Source organism: Dactylosporangium sp. NPDC051485, from assembly GCF_040682015.1.
Lineage (GTDB): Bacteria > Actinomycetota > Actinomycetes > Mycobacteriales > Micromonosporaceae > Dactylosporangium.
This window is the reverse complement of sequence record NZ_JBFAZW010000018.1, coordinates 96,448-111,450: the sequence shown is the minus strand read 5'-3', so window position 1 is coordinate 111,450 and position 15,003 is coordinate 96,448. Positions and strand designations below refer to the sequence as shown.

The following is a 15,003-nucleotide window of genomic DNA, read 5'->3' as shown; positions in this document are numbered from 1 at the left end:
AACCAGGACACAGGGGTGTCCGATGGGTGCCGAAATGTTGCGATTGAGGAGCGGACACGCCGTCACCGCCGGGTGACGTGGTCGTTGAGCGGTTACTCGCAGTCAGAAGGAGGGCCGCGCGATGATCGTCCGTTTCATGGGCTCGCTCTTCGCCCCCAAGTACCCGCGCTTCTACACGGGTCGCCACCGCGCCCCGATGCGCCGACTCGTCCCGCGGCAGAGACCCCTCGAAGCCGCATAACCTTATAGGACCAAATGTCCGCTTCAGTTACAGGCCGTTGCTCCCGTCGGCGAACGGTCGGCCCAGGGGCCTCCCTGCCAGCTCCGCTGTGGCAAGACCGCACCAAGCCGATCAGGACGACGTGACGCCGGCCCCGCCGATCTCCCAGCTGGGCACCGACGGAGCCGGCTTCACGCCCTGATACTCCACGAGCACCAGCGCGATGTCGTCGTCCAGGCGCCCGCGCACCCACTCCAGCAGCGCGCTCTCCAGTGACTTGAGCCCGTCGGCCACCGTGCCGTGCCCGAGCAGCCGCTGCGCCCGCTCCTCCGTCGGGAAGAACTGCCCGTCCCGGCGCGCCTCGGCCAGCCCGTCGGTGAAGAACAGCAGGCGGTCCCCGGGCTCCAGCCGCTCCACCCGCGGCTTGACCACCGGCATGAAGCCCAGCGGCGGCGCGTTGGACGGCGGGTCGAGCGGCACCACCTTCCCGCGCCGCAGCAGCAGCGGCGCCGGGTGCCCGCAGTTGACGATCGTCAGCGTCCCGCCGCGCTCCTCGACCAGCGCCGCCGTCACGAAGTCCTCGTCGCCCAGCGACCGGGCCACCGCGCGGTCCAGGTCGGCCACGATCGCGCGCAGGTCGGCCCGCTCGAAGGCGACATGGCGGTACGACCCCAGGACGATGCTGGCCAGGCGGACCGCATCCAGCCCCTTGCCCCGCACGTCACCGATGATCATGCGTACCCCGTACGGGGTGTCCAGCGCCTCGTAGAGGTCGCCGCCGATGTCCGCGGCGGCGCTGGCCGAGATGTAGCGGGCCGCGACCGTAAGCGGCCCGACCTGCGGGCCGAGCGGGCGCAGCACCGCGCCCTGGGCCACCGAGGCGAGGCGGGACAGCTCGGCGTACCGCGCGATCTGCCGCTGCCGGATCGCGCCCACGGCGGAGGCGATCCCGCTGGCCACGATCACGCCGCCCAGGTTCAGCATCAGCACGAGCAGCCGGTCGCGGCTGTGCATGAGCTCGATCGAGCAGAAGAGGAAGGCCAGCACCGTGGAGGCGCTGCCGACCGCGAGCACCTCGGGCCAGGACGCGAACGCGGCGGCCAGGAAGGGCGCCGCGGCCAGCAGACCGACGTAGTCGGCCCGCACGCCGTCGGCGACCTCGGCCACGAGCACGAGGGCGAGCAGCACGAAGGCCGCGCCGACTCCGGCGCGGGCCTCGGGAAGCAGCTGACGTTTCATAGGTCCGGCCAACAGCATGCCACCTACTGACGCCCGGACCGCTCCATCAAACGGCCGGGAGTGCCTTACTGGAGGACTTCATACCTCGCCGTGATGACACCGGCGCCGAGCGAGGCGATCTTCTGGAACGCCGCCCGGGACAGGTCGATGCAGCGCCCGGACACGTACGGTCCCCGGTCGTTGATCGTGACGACCACCTGACTGCCGTTGGCCAGGTTGGTGACCCGCACCTGCGTGCCGAACTTCCACTCCTTGTTCGCGGCGGTCATCGCGTTCGGGTTGAACGGCTCGCCGCTGGCCGTGTTCTGGCCGTCGGAGTAGTACGAAACCTTGCATGTGCCACTCGTCGAGACGCCCGCCGGGGTCGGCGTGGCGGTCTTCGTGGGCGTTGGCTTGGGCTTGGAGCTCGTCGGTGCGGCCGACGGCGGGGCCGTGACCTGCGCCGATGCGAGGGCCTCGACCGCCGGCGCCTCGGAGGAGGGGCTCGGGCGGGAGCCGCGGTCGGCGCGCTCCTGCGGGCTGCGCGACGCGTCGGAGACCGCCGAGGCGGCGGGCTTCGCGTCGGCGCCGAGATTGACGGTGGCCACCGCGCCGCCCACCAGGACGATCGCGGCACCGAGGCCGGCGATCAACGGGACGAGGTGACGGGGACGCGCGACGGAATGTCGGCCGGACAACGTCAGCACCCTTCGTCGACAGCAAGGCCGTGACCGACGGTATCGGCCGGTCCCGCACAGCCGTCAAACACAAGCGCGGCTCATGTCCCGATTTGCCCGCATAGGTCCGGCCGAACGGCTGATGCACCAAGGAGCCGTTCGGCCGAGCCCGCGAGGGTCAGGCGATCGCGGCCTTGACCGCGGCCACCGCACCGTCCGCGGCGACCTCTTCCTTCGTGCCGGTCTTGCGGTCGCGGATCTCCACCACGCCGTCGGCCAGCCGCTTGCCCACCACCACGATGGTCGGCACGCCGATCAGCTCGGAGTCGTTGAACTTCACGCCCGGCGAGACGTCCTTGCGGTCGTCCAGCAGCACGGTCAGGCCGGCGGCCTCGAGGTCGGCGGCGAGCCGCTCGGCGCCGTCGCGGATCTCCTCGGTCTTGCCGGCCGCCACCACGTGCACGTCGGCCGGGGCCAGCTCGCGGGGCCAGCACAGGCCGCGCTCGTCGGCGGTCTGCTCGGCGACGACGGCGACCGCGCGGGTCACGCCGACGCCGTAGGAGCCCATGGTGACGACCTGGGCCTTGCCGTTCTGGTCGAGCACCGACAGGCCCAGCGCCTTCGCATACTTGCGGCCGAGCTGGAAGATGTGCCCGATCTCGATGCCGCGGGCCTGCTCGAGCCGGCCGCCGTCGACGGGGCAGACGTCGCCGTCCTGGATGCGGACCGCCTCGATCGTGCCGTCGGCGGTGAAGTCGCGGCCGGCGACGAGGTGCACCACGTGCTTGCCGGGCTCGTCGGCCCCGGTGATCCAGGCGGTGCCGTCGACGACGCGGGGGTCGACGAGGTACCGGATCCCGGAACTGTTCTTCTCCCCCAGCACGCCGGGGCCGATGTAGCCCTTGACCAGCGCGGGGTGCTGCGCGAACTCGGCCTCGGTCATCGGGGCCACCTCGGCCGGGGCCACGTTGGCCTCCACCCGGCGCAGGTCGACCTCGCGGTCGCCGGGCACGCCGATCGCGAGCGGCTCGCGCTTGCCGTCGGGCAGGGTCAGCATGAGCATGACGTTCTTGAGCGTGTCGCCGGCCGCCCAGTCGCCCTCGGCCTTGCGCAGGTCGTCGCGGGCGTTGAACAGGCCGACGAGGGTCTCGATGGTCGGCGTGTCCGGCGTGTCGACGACCTGGGCGGCGGGCAGCCCGTCGAAGGACCGCGCGGCCGGCGCGGGCGTGGTGACCGCCTCGACGTTGGCCGCGTAGTCGCCGTTGGCGCAGCGCACGAACGTGTCCTCGCCGATGTCGCACAGCGCGAGGAACTCCTCCGAGGCGCTGCCGCCCATCGCGCCGCTCATCGCCGAGCAGATCACGTAGTCCAGGCCCAGCCGGTCGAAGATGTTGATGTAGGCCGCGCGGTGGCGGGCGTAGGCGGCGTCCAGGCCGTCGTCGTCGACGTCGAAGGAGTAGGAGTCCTTCATGACGAACTCGCGCCCGCGCAGGATGCCGGCCCGCGGACGGGCCTCGTCGCGGAACTTCGACTGGATCTGGTACAGCGTGAGGGGCAGGTCCTTGTACGAGGAGCACATGTCCTTCACGGCGAGCGTGAACATCTCCTCGTGGGTGGGGCCGAGCAGGTAGTCGCCCTGGCGGCGGTCCTTGAGGCGGAAGAGGTTGGCGCCGTACTCCGTCCAGCGCCCCGTCGCCTCGTAGGGCTCCCGCGGCAGCAGGGCGGGGAACGTGAGCTCCTGCCCGCCGATCGCGTCCATCTCCTCGCGGATCACGCGCTCGATGTTGCGCAGCACGCGCAGGCCCATCGGCAGCATGGTGAAGATGCCCGGCGCCACGCGGCGCACGTATCCGGCGCGCACGAGCAGCCGATGGCTGGTCACCTCGGCGTCGGCGGGATCCTCGCGCAGCGTCCGGAGGAACAGCGAGGACATCTTCAGGACCATTGCGTCCACCTTCTCAAGGCCGTTTCCGTCAGGTTGGACGATACCGAACGGACCGTTTTGTGGTCTCGGGGGTTTCCGCCCGGTACACCATTCCTGTTCGGTCCGTCATCTTCCGTGTGCGGTCCGTCATCGCACTGCGGCCGCACCCGGTTTCCACCCGTCGCACGGGCACCCCCGGCCGATGTCGGGGCCATGCGCCGCACCCTCGCCGTCGTCCTGGTCTTCGTCGCCGTGCTCGCCTCGGCGGTACCCGCACGGGCCGCCACCCCCGCATGGTGGCACCCCGCCATCGGTCTGAGCTGGCAGATCCAGTTCAGCGGCAAGCTCGACACCACGGTGGCCGCCCAGGTCTACGACATCGACGGCGCCGACTCGACCAAGGCGCAGGTCGCCGCCCTGCACAAGGCCGGCCGGATGGTCGTCTGCTACGTGGACGCCGGCTCGTACGAGGACTGGCGGTCCGACGCCGCGAAGTTCCCGGCCGAGGTGCGCGGCAAGGCGCTGGACGGCTGGGCCGGCGAGCGGTGGCTGGACGTGCGCCGCTGGGACGCGCTGGGCCCGATCCTCGCCGCCCGCTTCGCCGACTGCCGGGCCAAGGGCTTCGACGCGGTCGACCCGGACAACATGGACGGCTACGCCAACGACTCGGGCTTCCCGCTCACCGCCGCCGACCAGCTGGCCTTCAACCAGCGGGTGGCCGCCCTGGCGCACGCCCAGGGCCTGGCCGTCGGCCTGAAGAACGACCTCGCGCAGGTCTCGGCGCTGCAGCCGTACTTCGACTTCGCCGTCAACGAGCAGTGCATGAAGTACCGGGAATGCGGCCTTCTGGCTCCTTTCACGAGCGCGCAGAAGCCCGTCTTCCACGTGGAGTACGGCGCAGCCCAGTGCCCGACCCCCACCGGGCTGCGCTTCTCCAACGTGCGCAAGCGCATGGCCCTGGACGCCTACCGCGCGGCGTGCTGACCGCGGCCGTCCCGTCGCTGGCCCGGCTCCCCTAGACTCCAGCGCGTGATCCTCAGGCGACACGTGCTGGTCAGGGCCCTCGACCCGCTGGTGATGCTGGGCTACGTCCTCGGCGCCGTGTATGTCCTGCAGCATCTGTGGGCCGACCCCAACGGCCGCTACCTGGCACTGAACTTCCAGGACCACTTCACCTTCGAGTGGTTCCTGACCCACGCCACCGAGCTGTTCACGCACGGCCGCTCGCCGTTCTTCTCCGACGACGTGAACTACCCGATGGGCGTCAACCTGATGGCCAACACGTCGATCCTGACGGTGGCCCTGCCGCTGACCCCCGTCACCCTCTGGCTCGGCGTGGGCGTCACGTTCGCGATCATCTCGACGCTGGCCATCGCCGGCACCGCCGCCGGCTGGTACTGGGTGCTGAGCCGCGAGTTCGGCCGCTCCCGCATCGCCGCGGGCGTGGCCGGCGCGTTCCTCGGCTTCGCCCCGGCGATCGTCTCGCAGGCCGCGGGCCACCCCAACATCGCCGGCCAGGCCCTCATCCCGCTCATCGTCGCGGCGGTACTGCGGCTCCGTCACCCGGGCCGGGTCTGGCGCCGCGGCCTGTGGCTGGCCGCCCTGGTCGTGCTGCAGGCCGGCATCAACGAGGAGATGCTGTTCTTCACGGCGCTCGGGCTGGCCGTGTTCCTGCTCGCCTACATCCCGCCGCGCCAGCTGCCGTCGCTCGCCCGGGCCGCGTGGCCGAAGCTGGGCGTCGCCGTCCTCGCCGCCCTCGCGGTGCTGGCCTATCCGCTGTACTTCCAGTTCTGGGGGCCGCAGACGTACCGCGGCCTCGACAACGGCGTGCGCGCGATCAACCTCGACATCCTGTCGTACTTCAACTTCGGCCGTTACTCGCTCGCCGGCGACGTCGCCGAGGCCGCCCGCCTCAACCGCGACGGCGCCTCGGAGGAGAACAGCTTCTTCGGCCTGCCGCTCATCATCCTGCTGCTGGCCGGCTCCGTGGCCCTGTGGCGCAGCCGGCTCTCCCGCGCCCTGTTCGTCACCGGCTTCGTCTTCATGATCTGCTCGTTCGGCGACGTGCTGCGCTACAACGGCATCGACTACCACGACGCCCACGGCCCGTGGCACTGGATCGCCACCCTCCCCCTGTTCGACTCGATCGTGCCGACCCGCCTGGGCCTGATCGTCACCGTCGCCGTCGGCGTGGAGGTCGCCCTGCTCATCGACGTCCTGGTGGTGGAGCGCCTGCGCCTGGCCTTCGTCATCGAGGAGTTCGAGGAGCTGGAGGACTTCTCCGACATCGCGGAGCTGGACGACGTCTCGGACCACGACCACGTCCCCGCGCTGGTCGGCTCCGGCCCGGCCGCGGCGTCCGTCTTCCACACCCCGGCTGCCCCGTCGCCGATCTCCCCCGCCCCGCCGCCGACCCTGCCGAGCGGCCCTCCGATCTCCGCCCTGGTGTGGGCCCTGGCGCTGGTCATCGCCCTGGTCCCGCTCATACCGCTGCCCCAGCCGGCCGCCGACCGCCCCGCCCTGCCCGCCATCTTCGCCGACGGCAACTGGCGCAAGGACCTGCCGCCCGACCCGGTGGTCGTCACCCTGCCCAGCGGCTGGAACGAGAACTTCAACATCATGCGCTGGTCGACGGACACCCGTTTCGAGGTGAAGTTCGTCGCCGGCTACTTCCTGGGCCCCAACGACACCGACCCGACCGACAAGAACGCCCACTTCGGCCCCGGCTGGCGCAACACCACGAGCTACTTCCTGTGGGTCCGCACCCTGCTGACGTCCCCGGACGTCACCCCGGCCCAGCGTGAGGACATGCGCGAGGACCTGAAGTTCTGGAAGGCCACGACGATCGTCTTCCCGGTCGGCTGGCGCGACGAGCGGGTCATCCGCCAGACCATCGACAAGCTGGTCGCCCCGGAGGTGGCCCCGGGCCGAATCGTCGACGGCGTCTGGCTCTGGGACGTCCGCCCGATCACCGCCGGCTGATCCGCGGGTTATCTCTTCCGGTCACTTCCCCGTCCGCGCGACAGTGCCCGCACGTCACGCTGGGCGCCGTGGGCGGCGTACCAGAGCGTGCCGAACGCGAAGAGGGTGCCGGCGGTCAGCCAGGAGGTGGTGACCGACGACGGCTGCGCCGGCCAGGCCCAGACGCCGGCGACCCCGCCGATCTGACGCGGGGTTGCCGCGTAGACGGCGCAGACGTAGCCGAACACGGGCAGCCAGGCGAGCCGGGCGCCGAGCAGCACGGTGCCGAGCGCGACCAGCCCGACGCAGCCGAGGGTGTTGCGCAGCAGGGCGTACGCCCCGAAGACTTCCGGTGCCCGCAGCCCGGTCAGCGCCAGGAGCCCGCCGATCGCGGCCGCGGCGACCAGCAGGTGGCCGAGGCGCCACCGCCGCCACGGCAGGGCCATGCCGCGTTCCAGCTCGTCGTCCGCGCCGGCCAGCGTGGGGGCGAGCAGCACCGCGGCGATCAGCGGAGCGATCAGGACGACCGGGATCCGGGCCACCGGCCCGTCGAAGTACGGCCGGGTCGCGAGCCAGTTCCCACCGGTCCAGGCGAGGAGCGTGGCCAGCCCGAGGCCCGCCCCGAAGACCGGCCCGCCCCGGGCCTTCAGGTGCAGTTGCGCCAGGCGCGCGGCCGCCTGCGCGGTCGTGCGCCGGGGCCTGTGGCGCGCGCGGGATCGGCTCACAGCCGCTCCCCGAGTTCGATCAGGCGGTTGCCGTCGCAGGCCCGCGCGGCGGCGAGAAACTCGCCGAACCATGCCCGTTGCTGCTCCAGCGGTAATGCCCGAAGCCGGTCGGTCGGCTGCGGCTCGTCGAGCAGCCATTCCAGGGCGACCTTGCGAGCCCTGTTGGCCTTCTCGGAGTATGCGCCCTGCGCGCCGTCCTGCACGCCGTCGCAGTACGGGTCGGTCATCTGCCGGAAGCCGTCGCGCAGTTCGCCCACCGTCGCCAGGCCGCCGAACACCCGTGGTTGCTGGAGCAGATTCAGCCAGACGGTCTCGGTCTGTCCGAGGACCTCCCCGTCGGGCCGGATGGTGCTGTCCGCCGCCCGGGTCGCCGCGCCGGGTATCCCCGCCACCCGGGCCAGCAGCGGCTGGGTCGCTGCCGCAACGTCGTCGAGGAGGAATGCGTTGACGCGCGCCACGCAGACCTGTGGTCCGGCGGTGGTGCAGACCGGTTCGATGGCGCGCGGGTCGGTCGGGAGCCGGCCGACCCGCGGTCCGGCGACGATCGGCACCGCCGCGGCGGCGGCGAGCGCGACGGCGAGCGCCGCCACCCAGCGCAACCGTGCCGCGAGTGCCAGCAGGGCCGCGGTCAACGCGAGCAACCACGCCGCCTGCGCCAGGTGGAGATCGCCCGGGACCAACAGCTCGGCCCGCAGGCCGTCGCGGGCGGGGGAGAGCCAGGTGGCCCGGCTGGAGTCGACGTAGATGGCGGCGCCGAGCCCGGCGTAGGTGGCGACGCCGGCGATCGGAGCGACCGTCCGCAACGGGACGAGCCGCCCGACGAGAACCCCGAGCGCGGCGGCGGTCCAGAGGGCGAGCAGCCCGACCAGCAGCACCCACCACCAGTCGCGCCCCGCATACGTGGCGCGCGAACCGATCAGCGCCGCCGCGCCGGCGAGCGCGGCGACCACCCCTGCCGTGCCGGCAAGGGACACCGAGAGCCAGGAGACCAGCAGCGGTTGCCAGGCCGGGCGGGGCGTCGAGGCGAGCACCTCGCCCATCCCGCGGCGGCGCTCGCGGCCGGCCTGCCAGGCGCCGGCGGCGACCATCATCGCGCAGAGGATCAGCAGGCAGACCCGGAAGTAGCCGGCGAGCCCGGCCCACCGGCCCGCCCAGGCATCGGTGTGCACGCAGAGCATCCAGACCATGCCACCGGTGGCGGCCAGGGCCACGGCCGGCGCCGTACCCCGGAGCAGTTCCACCCGCAGCGGGCGCCTCATCGGGCCGCGCCGGCCCGCGCGCCGCGCAGCACCGCCGCGTAGCCTCGCTCGATCGCGGAGTCGCCGCTGTCGCCGTCCGCGCCCGCGCCGGCCAACGCCTGCGGCGTGCCGGCGAAGACCAGCCGTCCGCCGTCGATCAGGCTCACCCGGCTGCAGGCCGCGGTGACATCCTCGACCAGATGCGTGCTGACCAGGACGCAGGCGTCGACGCCCAACTCCCGCAGCAGGGCCCGGAACTCGACCCGCTGCTCGGGGTCGAGGCCGGCGGTCGGCTCGTCGAGCAGGATGAGACTCGGGTCGTTGACGATTGCCTGCGCGATGCCGGCCCGGCGCAGCATCCCGCCGGAGAGGTGCTTCATCCGGTCGTCGGCCCGGTCCAGCAGCCCGACCCGGACCAGCGCCCGGTCGACCGCGAGCGGGATCTGCTCCCGGGGCATCTCCCGCAGCCAGGCGAAGTACTCGACGAACTCGCGCACCGTGAAGCGCGGATAGAACCCGAACGTCTGCGGCAGGTAGCCCAACCGCCGGCGCACCCCGCGCAGCGCCGCCCGGTCCGAGATGTCCTGGCCCAGCAGCCGCACCCGGCCGCCGGCCGGCCGGGCCACCGTCGCCAGCACCCGCATCAGGGTCGTCTTGCCCGCGCCGTTCGGCCCGAGCAGCCCGTGCACACCCGCCGTGAGCGCCAGATCCAGGCCGTCGTGGACCACGCGCTTGCCGTAGCCGACCCGCAGGCCCTCCACGATCACGGTCGGCGGCCCGTCCACGTTCACCGTCATCGCCGTACCCCGATCTCCATCCGATCCCTCCGCCAGAACACCAACGCCGCGCCGAACGCCGTCACCGCCACCCACGCCGGACCGGCCTCCGGCGCCACCAGCCACGCCTTGCCGACCGGCGCCAGCACCGTCCCCGCCCACGCTCTGCCGACCGGCGCCAGCACCACCGCCGCCCAGCCCGCCGCCACCACCGCGGCCGCCCAACCGATCTCCAGCAGCGTGCCGAGCCCGAGCGTCAGCGCGGTCAGCGCGAGGCAGGGCAGCAGCCAGAGCACCGGTACGCCGATGCCGGAGACCTTGCCCGCCGCGAGCGCGACCGGCGCGGTCGCCGCGAGAACTGACAGGCACCGCCACAACACGATCCGCAATCCGGCGTACGGGGTCGCCGCCACCAGTTCATGCAGCGGGTCGGCCCGCAGCCCGTAGGAGGCGGCGATCCCGAGCACCGGCAGTGCCGGGGTCACGAGCAGCAGCCACGACCGGGCCTGCGCCGGACCGGCGGCCAGCGCCACCAACAGCCCGACCGTCGCCGCGACCGAGCCGAGCCAGCCGAGCCGCGCCGCCGGCCCCGCCCCGACCAGGACGGCGACCTGCCGCCAGCGGGAGCCGGACCGGACCTTGCCCTGTCGCGGCAGGTCCGCCCGCAGGCTCGCCCCGAACGCGGCGATCCGCTGTCCCATCTGCTCGTCGGGCACGAGGCGGGCGCGGCAGGACGGGCAGTGGTCCAGATGCGCCTCGACCGACCAGGCGTCGGCGTCACCGAGCCGGTTCTCGGCGTAGGCCTGCAGCACGAGCTCGTGGAGGTGATAGTCACCGGTGATCATGACAGTGCGGCCTTCAACTCTCGGCGGGCCCGCATCGCGCGGGTCTTGACGGTCCCCTCGGGCAGCCCGAGCATCAGGGCCGCCTCCCGGACGGTCAGGCCGTCCAGGACGGTCGCCTGGAGCACGGCCCGCAGCTCGGGCGACAGCCGGCGCAACGCCTGCTCCAGCCTGGCGTCGTAGGCCCCGGCCATCGCCTCCTCCTCCGCGGACGGCGACCAGGCCAGCTGCGTGTCATCGGGTGTGTCGACGGTCTGCGGGCGGACCCGGGCCCGCCGGATCGTGTCGACCAGGCGGCGGGCGGCGATCGACCACAGCCAGCCGACGACCTCGCCGTCACCCCGATAGCTGCCGGCGGCCCGCCAGACCGTAAGAAAGGTCTCCTGCAGCATCTCGTCGGCGAGCTCCGCGTCGCGGCAGCGGCGGCGCAGGCGCAGCGCCAGCCAGGGTGCGTTGCGGGCATAGAACGCTTCGAACGCCCGCCGGTCGCCCTTGCCGATGAGGCGCAGCAGTGCTCTGTCGTCCGCCTCCATCACAGAAGGTTAGGACGCACGCCCGAGCGAAATGGTTCTCGCCGGGGTTCGCGCGCTCCGCGAACAGGTCGCGGGCGGGGACCCTGTCCCCGCCCGCCCGTGCGCTGGTTGCGCGGCTACGCGTCGAAGCCCGCGAGGTAGCCGTATTCGATGTCCGGCAGCCGCACGCTGCCCAGGATCGCGCCGCCGGCGCTGAACACGGTCAGGAACGGGTCCACCGCGGTGCCGTTGCCCCGGTTCCGGTCGGCGATGAGCACCACCCGGCCGTCCGCGGTGAACGCCCCGGAGATCGGCGCGCTGCCCTCCTTGTCCTGCGCGTTGTCGAGCCTGGTCACCTGGCCGGTAGCGGTGTCCACGATGACGTACTGCTGCGGCGGTGAGCAGCCGCACGACGCGGAGTCGCTCACGATGGCCACCAGCAGGCGGGTCGACCCGTTCGCGGCTGCGACGACCTCATTGGGCTGCCAACCGGAGGGCCAGCTTGCCCTGACGGTGCGGGGGGCGCCGCTGCCGTCGAAAGCCACCAGGTGCTTCTTTCCCGAGCGCGACACCACGTACCCGGTCGCTCCGTCGACGGAGCCGAGGCCGCAGTCAAAGCCCTCGGTGGCGGTGCCGAGCGTCTTGCGTCCGGTGCCGTCGATGTTGACCGTCTCGAGCGTGGTGCCCTTGTCGCCGGACGCGACCGCTTGGAACAGCAGATGACGGGAGTCAGCCGCCCACGTGACTCTCGAGCACGAGAGCGTTCCAGTGGCGGCGACCACGGTCTTGACCTTGCTGCCGTCCAGGGCACTGATCTGCAGCTTGCCGTCGAGCACCCAGGCGATGTGCTGGTGGTCGGGTGACATTGTCATCGGCTCGGCCGGCGTCGGGCCCTTGACGGTCGTGATCTTCCGCCAGTCGCCGCCCGGCGCCCGGTGGAGGAGGTCGTCGGTGGTGTTGCCGACCCGGTAGAGGTACATGCCGGGCACGGGGTCGGTCGAGGCGGCGGTCGAGGCGGCGGTCGCGCCTTCGCTCGGGGTGGGCGACGCCGAAGCTGTCGCCGACGGCGAATTCGAAGCCGCCACCGAGGTGCCCGGCAACGGCGGGGAATTGTTCCCTCGCGGGTTGGCGGCATAAGCGGCCACCGGGATGGCGATGAGTACGGCGCCCAGGAGGCCGAGCATGCTGTAGCGGTTGCGGCGCTGGACGGCCACCGTGCGGCGTACCGCGGCGGTACCCGGAGCCTGTTCGGCGGTGCTGCGCTCGGCGGCGGCGAAGTCGTCGAAGGCGTTGTGGAGCAGGTGGTCGAACTGGTCGGTCATCGTGGTCTCCTCTTTCAGTTCTTTCAGTGCTGAAGGTGGCTGGCGAGGGCGGCGCGGCCACGGCTGAGCCAGCTCTTGACCGTGCCTTCGGCGACGTCCTCCTGCTGGGCGATCTCGGCCACCGACAGGTGCCCGAGATAGTGCAGGACGACGGCCTTGCGCAACTGCGGAGGGATCTTCGCGAGGGCGGCGACGAGCGCTACCCGGTCCGGCGACGGTCCGTCCGCGTGCTCCTCACGCTGCCGGCGCAGAAAGTTCATCGAGGTCTGCTGCCGGCGCAGCCTGCTGGTGGCCAGATTCCAGGCGACCCGGCGCACGAAGGCGTACGGGTCGTCGTAGCGACAGATCTTCTTCCACTTGCTGTACGCCCGGCAGAACGCCTCCTGGACCAGATCCTGCGCCTCGGCCCGGTCACCGAGGTAGGCGTAGATCTGTCCCCGGAGCACGTCGAACTTCGCGGCATAGAACTCGTCGAAGTCGTGAGCCGACGACTCAGCTCCGCTCCGGTAGGTGGCCGCGGCTGGGATTGTCACTGCGGTCACGCTGTCCTTCCTCCCTTGTCTTGCCGCCCCTGCGACGGCATGACGAACACGTGGAGGCCGGAGTCCAGGTTGCGAAGATCTTTTGCGCGATCCCCTGCTCGCTCTATTCGCCTTGCGGCGATGTCCCGGCGGTACTGGGCACCGCGCGTGGCTCAACGAGGAGACGCTCCGCGCGGTATGTCGGCTGCAAGCACTCTGGCAGGCCCGCATGGACGTCGGGCCGGTGCTCCACCCGAGCGCGCTCGCCGACCTCTTCGCCATGCTGGAGCGCTACCCCGACAGGCGGTTCGCCTTCTACGACGCCGACCCCGGCCGCCTCACCGCCCCGCGTGCCCGCTTCGCCGACTGGCGAAGCCAGTTGCTCGACGAAGCTTCTGAGCCTTCTCCGTAAGCGTTGGCTCGCTAGGACGGCTTCGCGTCGAGGCGGTTTCGCGGCGGATTACGACGGCGAGGGCCGACCCCCACCACGAAGGCCGACCCCGGATCGTGGGGTCTGGGGCTCGGGCCCCAGGAGAAATGGCGAGGACCCCCGGTCCACGCTTTCCGTGGACAGAGGGCCCCTAGGTCCGAGCGGGCGAAGGGAATCGAACCCTCACTGTCAGCTTGGGAACCGTACAGGTCGCCTTGACCGAGCGCGTGAACCTCCAGCTCACGTAGTTGCCGAGCGGCCTGGAGTGGCCAGACTTCGCCTGAGTTAATGGCCCGCTAATGGCCCGGTGCGTCTCGGGCCTTCGACAACTGTGCCCGCCATCCGTCGACGCGCTTCCGGAGCGCCGAAACCTCGGCAGGATCGACGCCGTACTCGGCGAAGTCCTCGTCATCGAATCGGATGATCGACCGCAGCATCTGTTCGAAGATTGCCCGGTCAAAGCCTGCGTCAAGCGCCTCGGCAAGCTGGCACAACTGTTCCAGCGTGTAACGCTCGCTCGCGATCGCGGCATCGATGTCGAGGAAGTCGCGCGCGGCGGCGCGGTTGTACAGAGCGTCCACCTTGCCGGCCAAGACGTCGTCGGCGTGCAGCACCGGGCCGATGTCCATCTGCACCGGCGGCTGTGAGCGCCAGTTGGCGACCAGCTCGACGCGGTGGTGCTCGCTTCGCTCTGCCGGGTCCGTGAGGTAGAGCCGGGCAAAGGTCTCCGTGCGGTGGTCGATCTCCACTTCGTAGCCGGCTGCCACGTAGGCGGCGATGACGACCTCGACCGCGGCGGGAAAGTTGGCCCGTCGTTGCCAGTCAGCGAAGAGATCGACGTCCTCACTCGGACGCTGGAGGATGCCGTGGGCGGCAACGGCGTGACCGCCAGCCAAGGCGAACCCGTGCGGTCCGCCGGCCCGTAGTCCGATCTCCGCGAGCCGTCGGTGCGTCGGCGCTTTGTCGTGCATCACTAGGCAGCGGGCCGCCGTGTGGTGGCGAGGTCGGGAAACTGGGCTTCCCAGAGCTGCCGGACCTGCGGTGGCAGCACGAGATCAGGCCAGAGTCTCTGCAGCGTCGGGGCGTCGAGCCACGTCTGGAGTTCCTCGACATGTGTGGCCTCGCGAAGCACTGTCTCGTACATGCTCGCCAACCGTCGCGGGTTACCGAGGTCGTAGACAGCCCGGCCCGACCAGTTCAACCGCCGGTCAAGTCTTGCCTCACCGGTGGTCGGCCCATGCAACTCGCCCAGGTCGGTCACGACGACGTAGGGACGCTGGTCCGCGTAGCGCGACCCAAGCGGCGCTTGGGCGCCGTCCATACTCATTCCCGCACCTCCATCGCCACGCGACTCACGTCAACGGTAGTCCACCGATGAGTCGCGACGAACCCCGCCGCGACGTCGCCACCCGAGGGCACCCGCAAGCGCGTCGAGACAGCTGACAGTCGAGTAATGGCACGCCAATGGCCCGCATCGGGTTTCGAGTGACCGGACATGCAAGAGGCCCTGGCTGGACTCACGTCCTGACCAGGACCTTCGCCGTGGAGCGGGTGAAGGGAATCGAACCCTCACTGTCAGCTTGGGAACCGGACAGGTCACCGCCGCCAACTCCGTGAACTAGCAGGTCACGCGAGCA

Annotated in this window: 15 protein-coding genes; 3 read left to right on the top strand and 12 right to left on the bottom strand. The window is 71.4% G+C overall.

Translation table 11 applies throughout. The annotated features are described in order from the left end of the window. Nucleotides 1–352: 352 nt before the first annotated feature. From AB0M46_RS13290 to AB0M46_RS13280, 3 genes are all read right to left on the bottom strand, one after another. Nucleotides 353–1,459 (bottom strand): PP2C family protein-serine/threonine phosphatase, encoded by a 1,107-nt coding sequence (locus AB0M46_RS13290; RefSeq protein WP_363335536.1) that lies wholly within the window; start codon nt 1,457–1,459, stop codon nt 353–355. 65 nt (nt 1,460–1,524) lie between these two features. After that, the gene (locus AB0M46_RS13285) at nt 1,525–2,091 is read right to left on the bottom strand and encodes a septal ring lytic transglycosylase RlpA family protein (RefSeq protein WP_363335534.1); all 567 of its coding nucleotides are present in this window, start codon (nt 2,089–2,091) and stop codon (nt 1,525–1,527) included. 202 nt (nt 2,092–2,293) lie between these two features. After that, entirely contained in the window at nt 2,294–4,060 is a 1,767-nt protein-coding gene (locus AB0M46_RS13280; protein WP_363335532.1) for a proline--tRNA ligase, read from the bottom strand. Between the two features lie 192 nt (nt 4,061–4,252). Here AB0M46_RS13280 and AB0M46_RS13275 point away from each other — a divergent pair, with 192 nt between their 5' ends. Next, the gene (locus AB0M46_RS13275) at nt 4,253–5,023 is read left to right on the top strand and encodes an endo alpha-1,4 polygalactosaminidase (RefSeq protein WP_363335530.1); all 771 of its coding nucleotides are present in this window, start codon (nt 4,253–4,255) and stop codon (nt 5,021–5,023) included. 45 nt (nt 5,024–5,068) lie between these two features. Further along, a complete protein-coding gene (locus AB0M46_RS13270; RefSeq protein ID WP_363335528.1) occupies nt 5,069–7,021 on the top strand; it encodes a hypothetical protein in 1,953 nt (650 codons plus the stop codon). Nucleotides 7,022–7,029: 8 nt separating this feature from the next. Here the strand turns inward: AB0M46_RS13270 and AB0M46_RS13265 are convergent, their stop codons facing one another. From AB0M46_RS13265 to AB0M46_RS13235, 7 genes are all read right to left on the bottom strand, one after another. Continuing rightward, on the bottom strand, nt 7,030–7,725 hold the full coding sequence (locus AB0M46_RS13265; RefSeq protein ID WP_363335527.1) for a hypothetical protein: 696 nt from the start codon (nt 7,723–7,725) through the stop codon (nt 7,030–7,032). Further along, nucleotides 7,722–8,966: an ABC transporter permease gene (locus AB0M46_RS13260; protein ID WP_363335525.1), complete on the bottom strand. Its 1,245-nt coding sequence runs from the start codon at nt 8,964–8,966 to the stop codon at nt 7,722–7,724. Before AB0M46_RS13260 ends, AB0M46_RS13265 begins: the two co-directional genes overlap by 4 nt. 14 nt (nt 8,967–8,980) lie before the next feature. After that, the gene (locus tag AB0M46_RS13255; protein ID WP_363335523.1) at nt 8,981–9,760 is read right to left on the bottom strand and encodes an ABC transporter ATP-binding protein; all 780 of its coding nucleotides are present in this window, start codon (nt 9,758–9,760) and stop codon (nt 8,981–8,983) included. After that, the gene (locus AB0M46_RS13250) at nt 9,757–10,584 is read right to left on the bottom strand and encodes a zf-HC2 domain-containing protein (protein WP_363335521.1); all 828 of its coding nucleotides are present in this window, start codon (nt 10,582–10,584) and stop codon (nt 9,757–9,759) included. The genes AB0M46_RS13255 and AB0M46_RS13250 overlap by 4 nt, the downstream gene beginning before the upstream one ends. Beyond that, a complete protein-coding gene (locus AB0M46_RS13245) occupies nt 10,581–11,117 on the bottom strand; it encodes an RNA polymerase sigma factor (RefSeq protein WP_363335519.1) in 537 nt (178 codons plus the stop codon). The genes AB0M46_RS13250 and AB0M46_RS13245 overlap by 4 nt, the downstream gene beginning before the upstream one ends. 113 nt (nt 11,118–11,230) lie before the next feature. Next, the gene (locus AB0M46_RS13240) at nt 11,231–12,415 is read right to left on the bottom strand and encodes a hypothetical protein (RefSeq protein WP_363335517.1); all 1,185 of its coding nucleotides are present in this window, start codon (nt 12,413–12,415) and stop codon (nt 11,231–11,233) included. Between the two features lie 23 nt (nt 12,416–12,438). Further along, nucleotides 12,439–12,948 carry a SigE family RNA polymerase sigma factor gene (locus AB0M46_RS13235; RefSeq protein ID WP_363335578.1) on the bottom strand — a complete coding sequence of 170 codons (510 nt, stop codon included), beginning with the start codon at nt 12,946–12,948 and terminating at the stop codon, nt 12,439–12,441. A 232-nt stretch (nt 12,949–13,180) separates the two neighbouring features. Between AB0M46_RS13235 and AB0M46_RS13230 the strand changes: the two genes are divergently transcribed. Continuing rightward, nucleotides 13,181–13,348: a hypothetical protein gene (locus AB0M46_RS13230; protein ID WP_363335515.1), complete on the top strand. Its 168-nt coding sequence runs from the start codon at nt 13,181–13,183 to the stop codon at nt 13,346–13,348. Between the two features lie 314 nt (nt 13,349–13,662). On the opposite strand, the gene AB0M46_RS13225 is transcribed toward AB0M46_RS13230, so the two are convergent. Both AB0M46_RS13225 and AB0M46_RS13220 read right to left on the bottom strand, forming a co-directional pair. Then, nucleotides 13,663–14,337: a nucleotidyl transferase AbiEii/AbiGii toxin family protein gene (locus AB0M46_RS13225; RefSeq protein WP_363335513.1), complete on the bottom strand. Its 675-nt coding sequence runs from the start codon at nt 14,335–14,337 to the stop codon at nt 13,663–13,665. A gap of 2 nt (nt 14,338–14,339) precedes the next feature. Continuing rightward, complete coding sequence (locus AB0M46_RS13220) at nt 14,340–14,693, bottom strand: hypothetical protein (RefSeq protein ID WP_363335511.1); 354 nt, start codon at nt 14,691–14,693, stop codon at nt 14,340–14,342. Between the last annotated feature and the right edge of the window lie 310 nt (nt 14,694–15,003).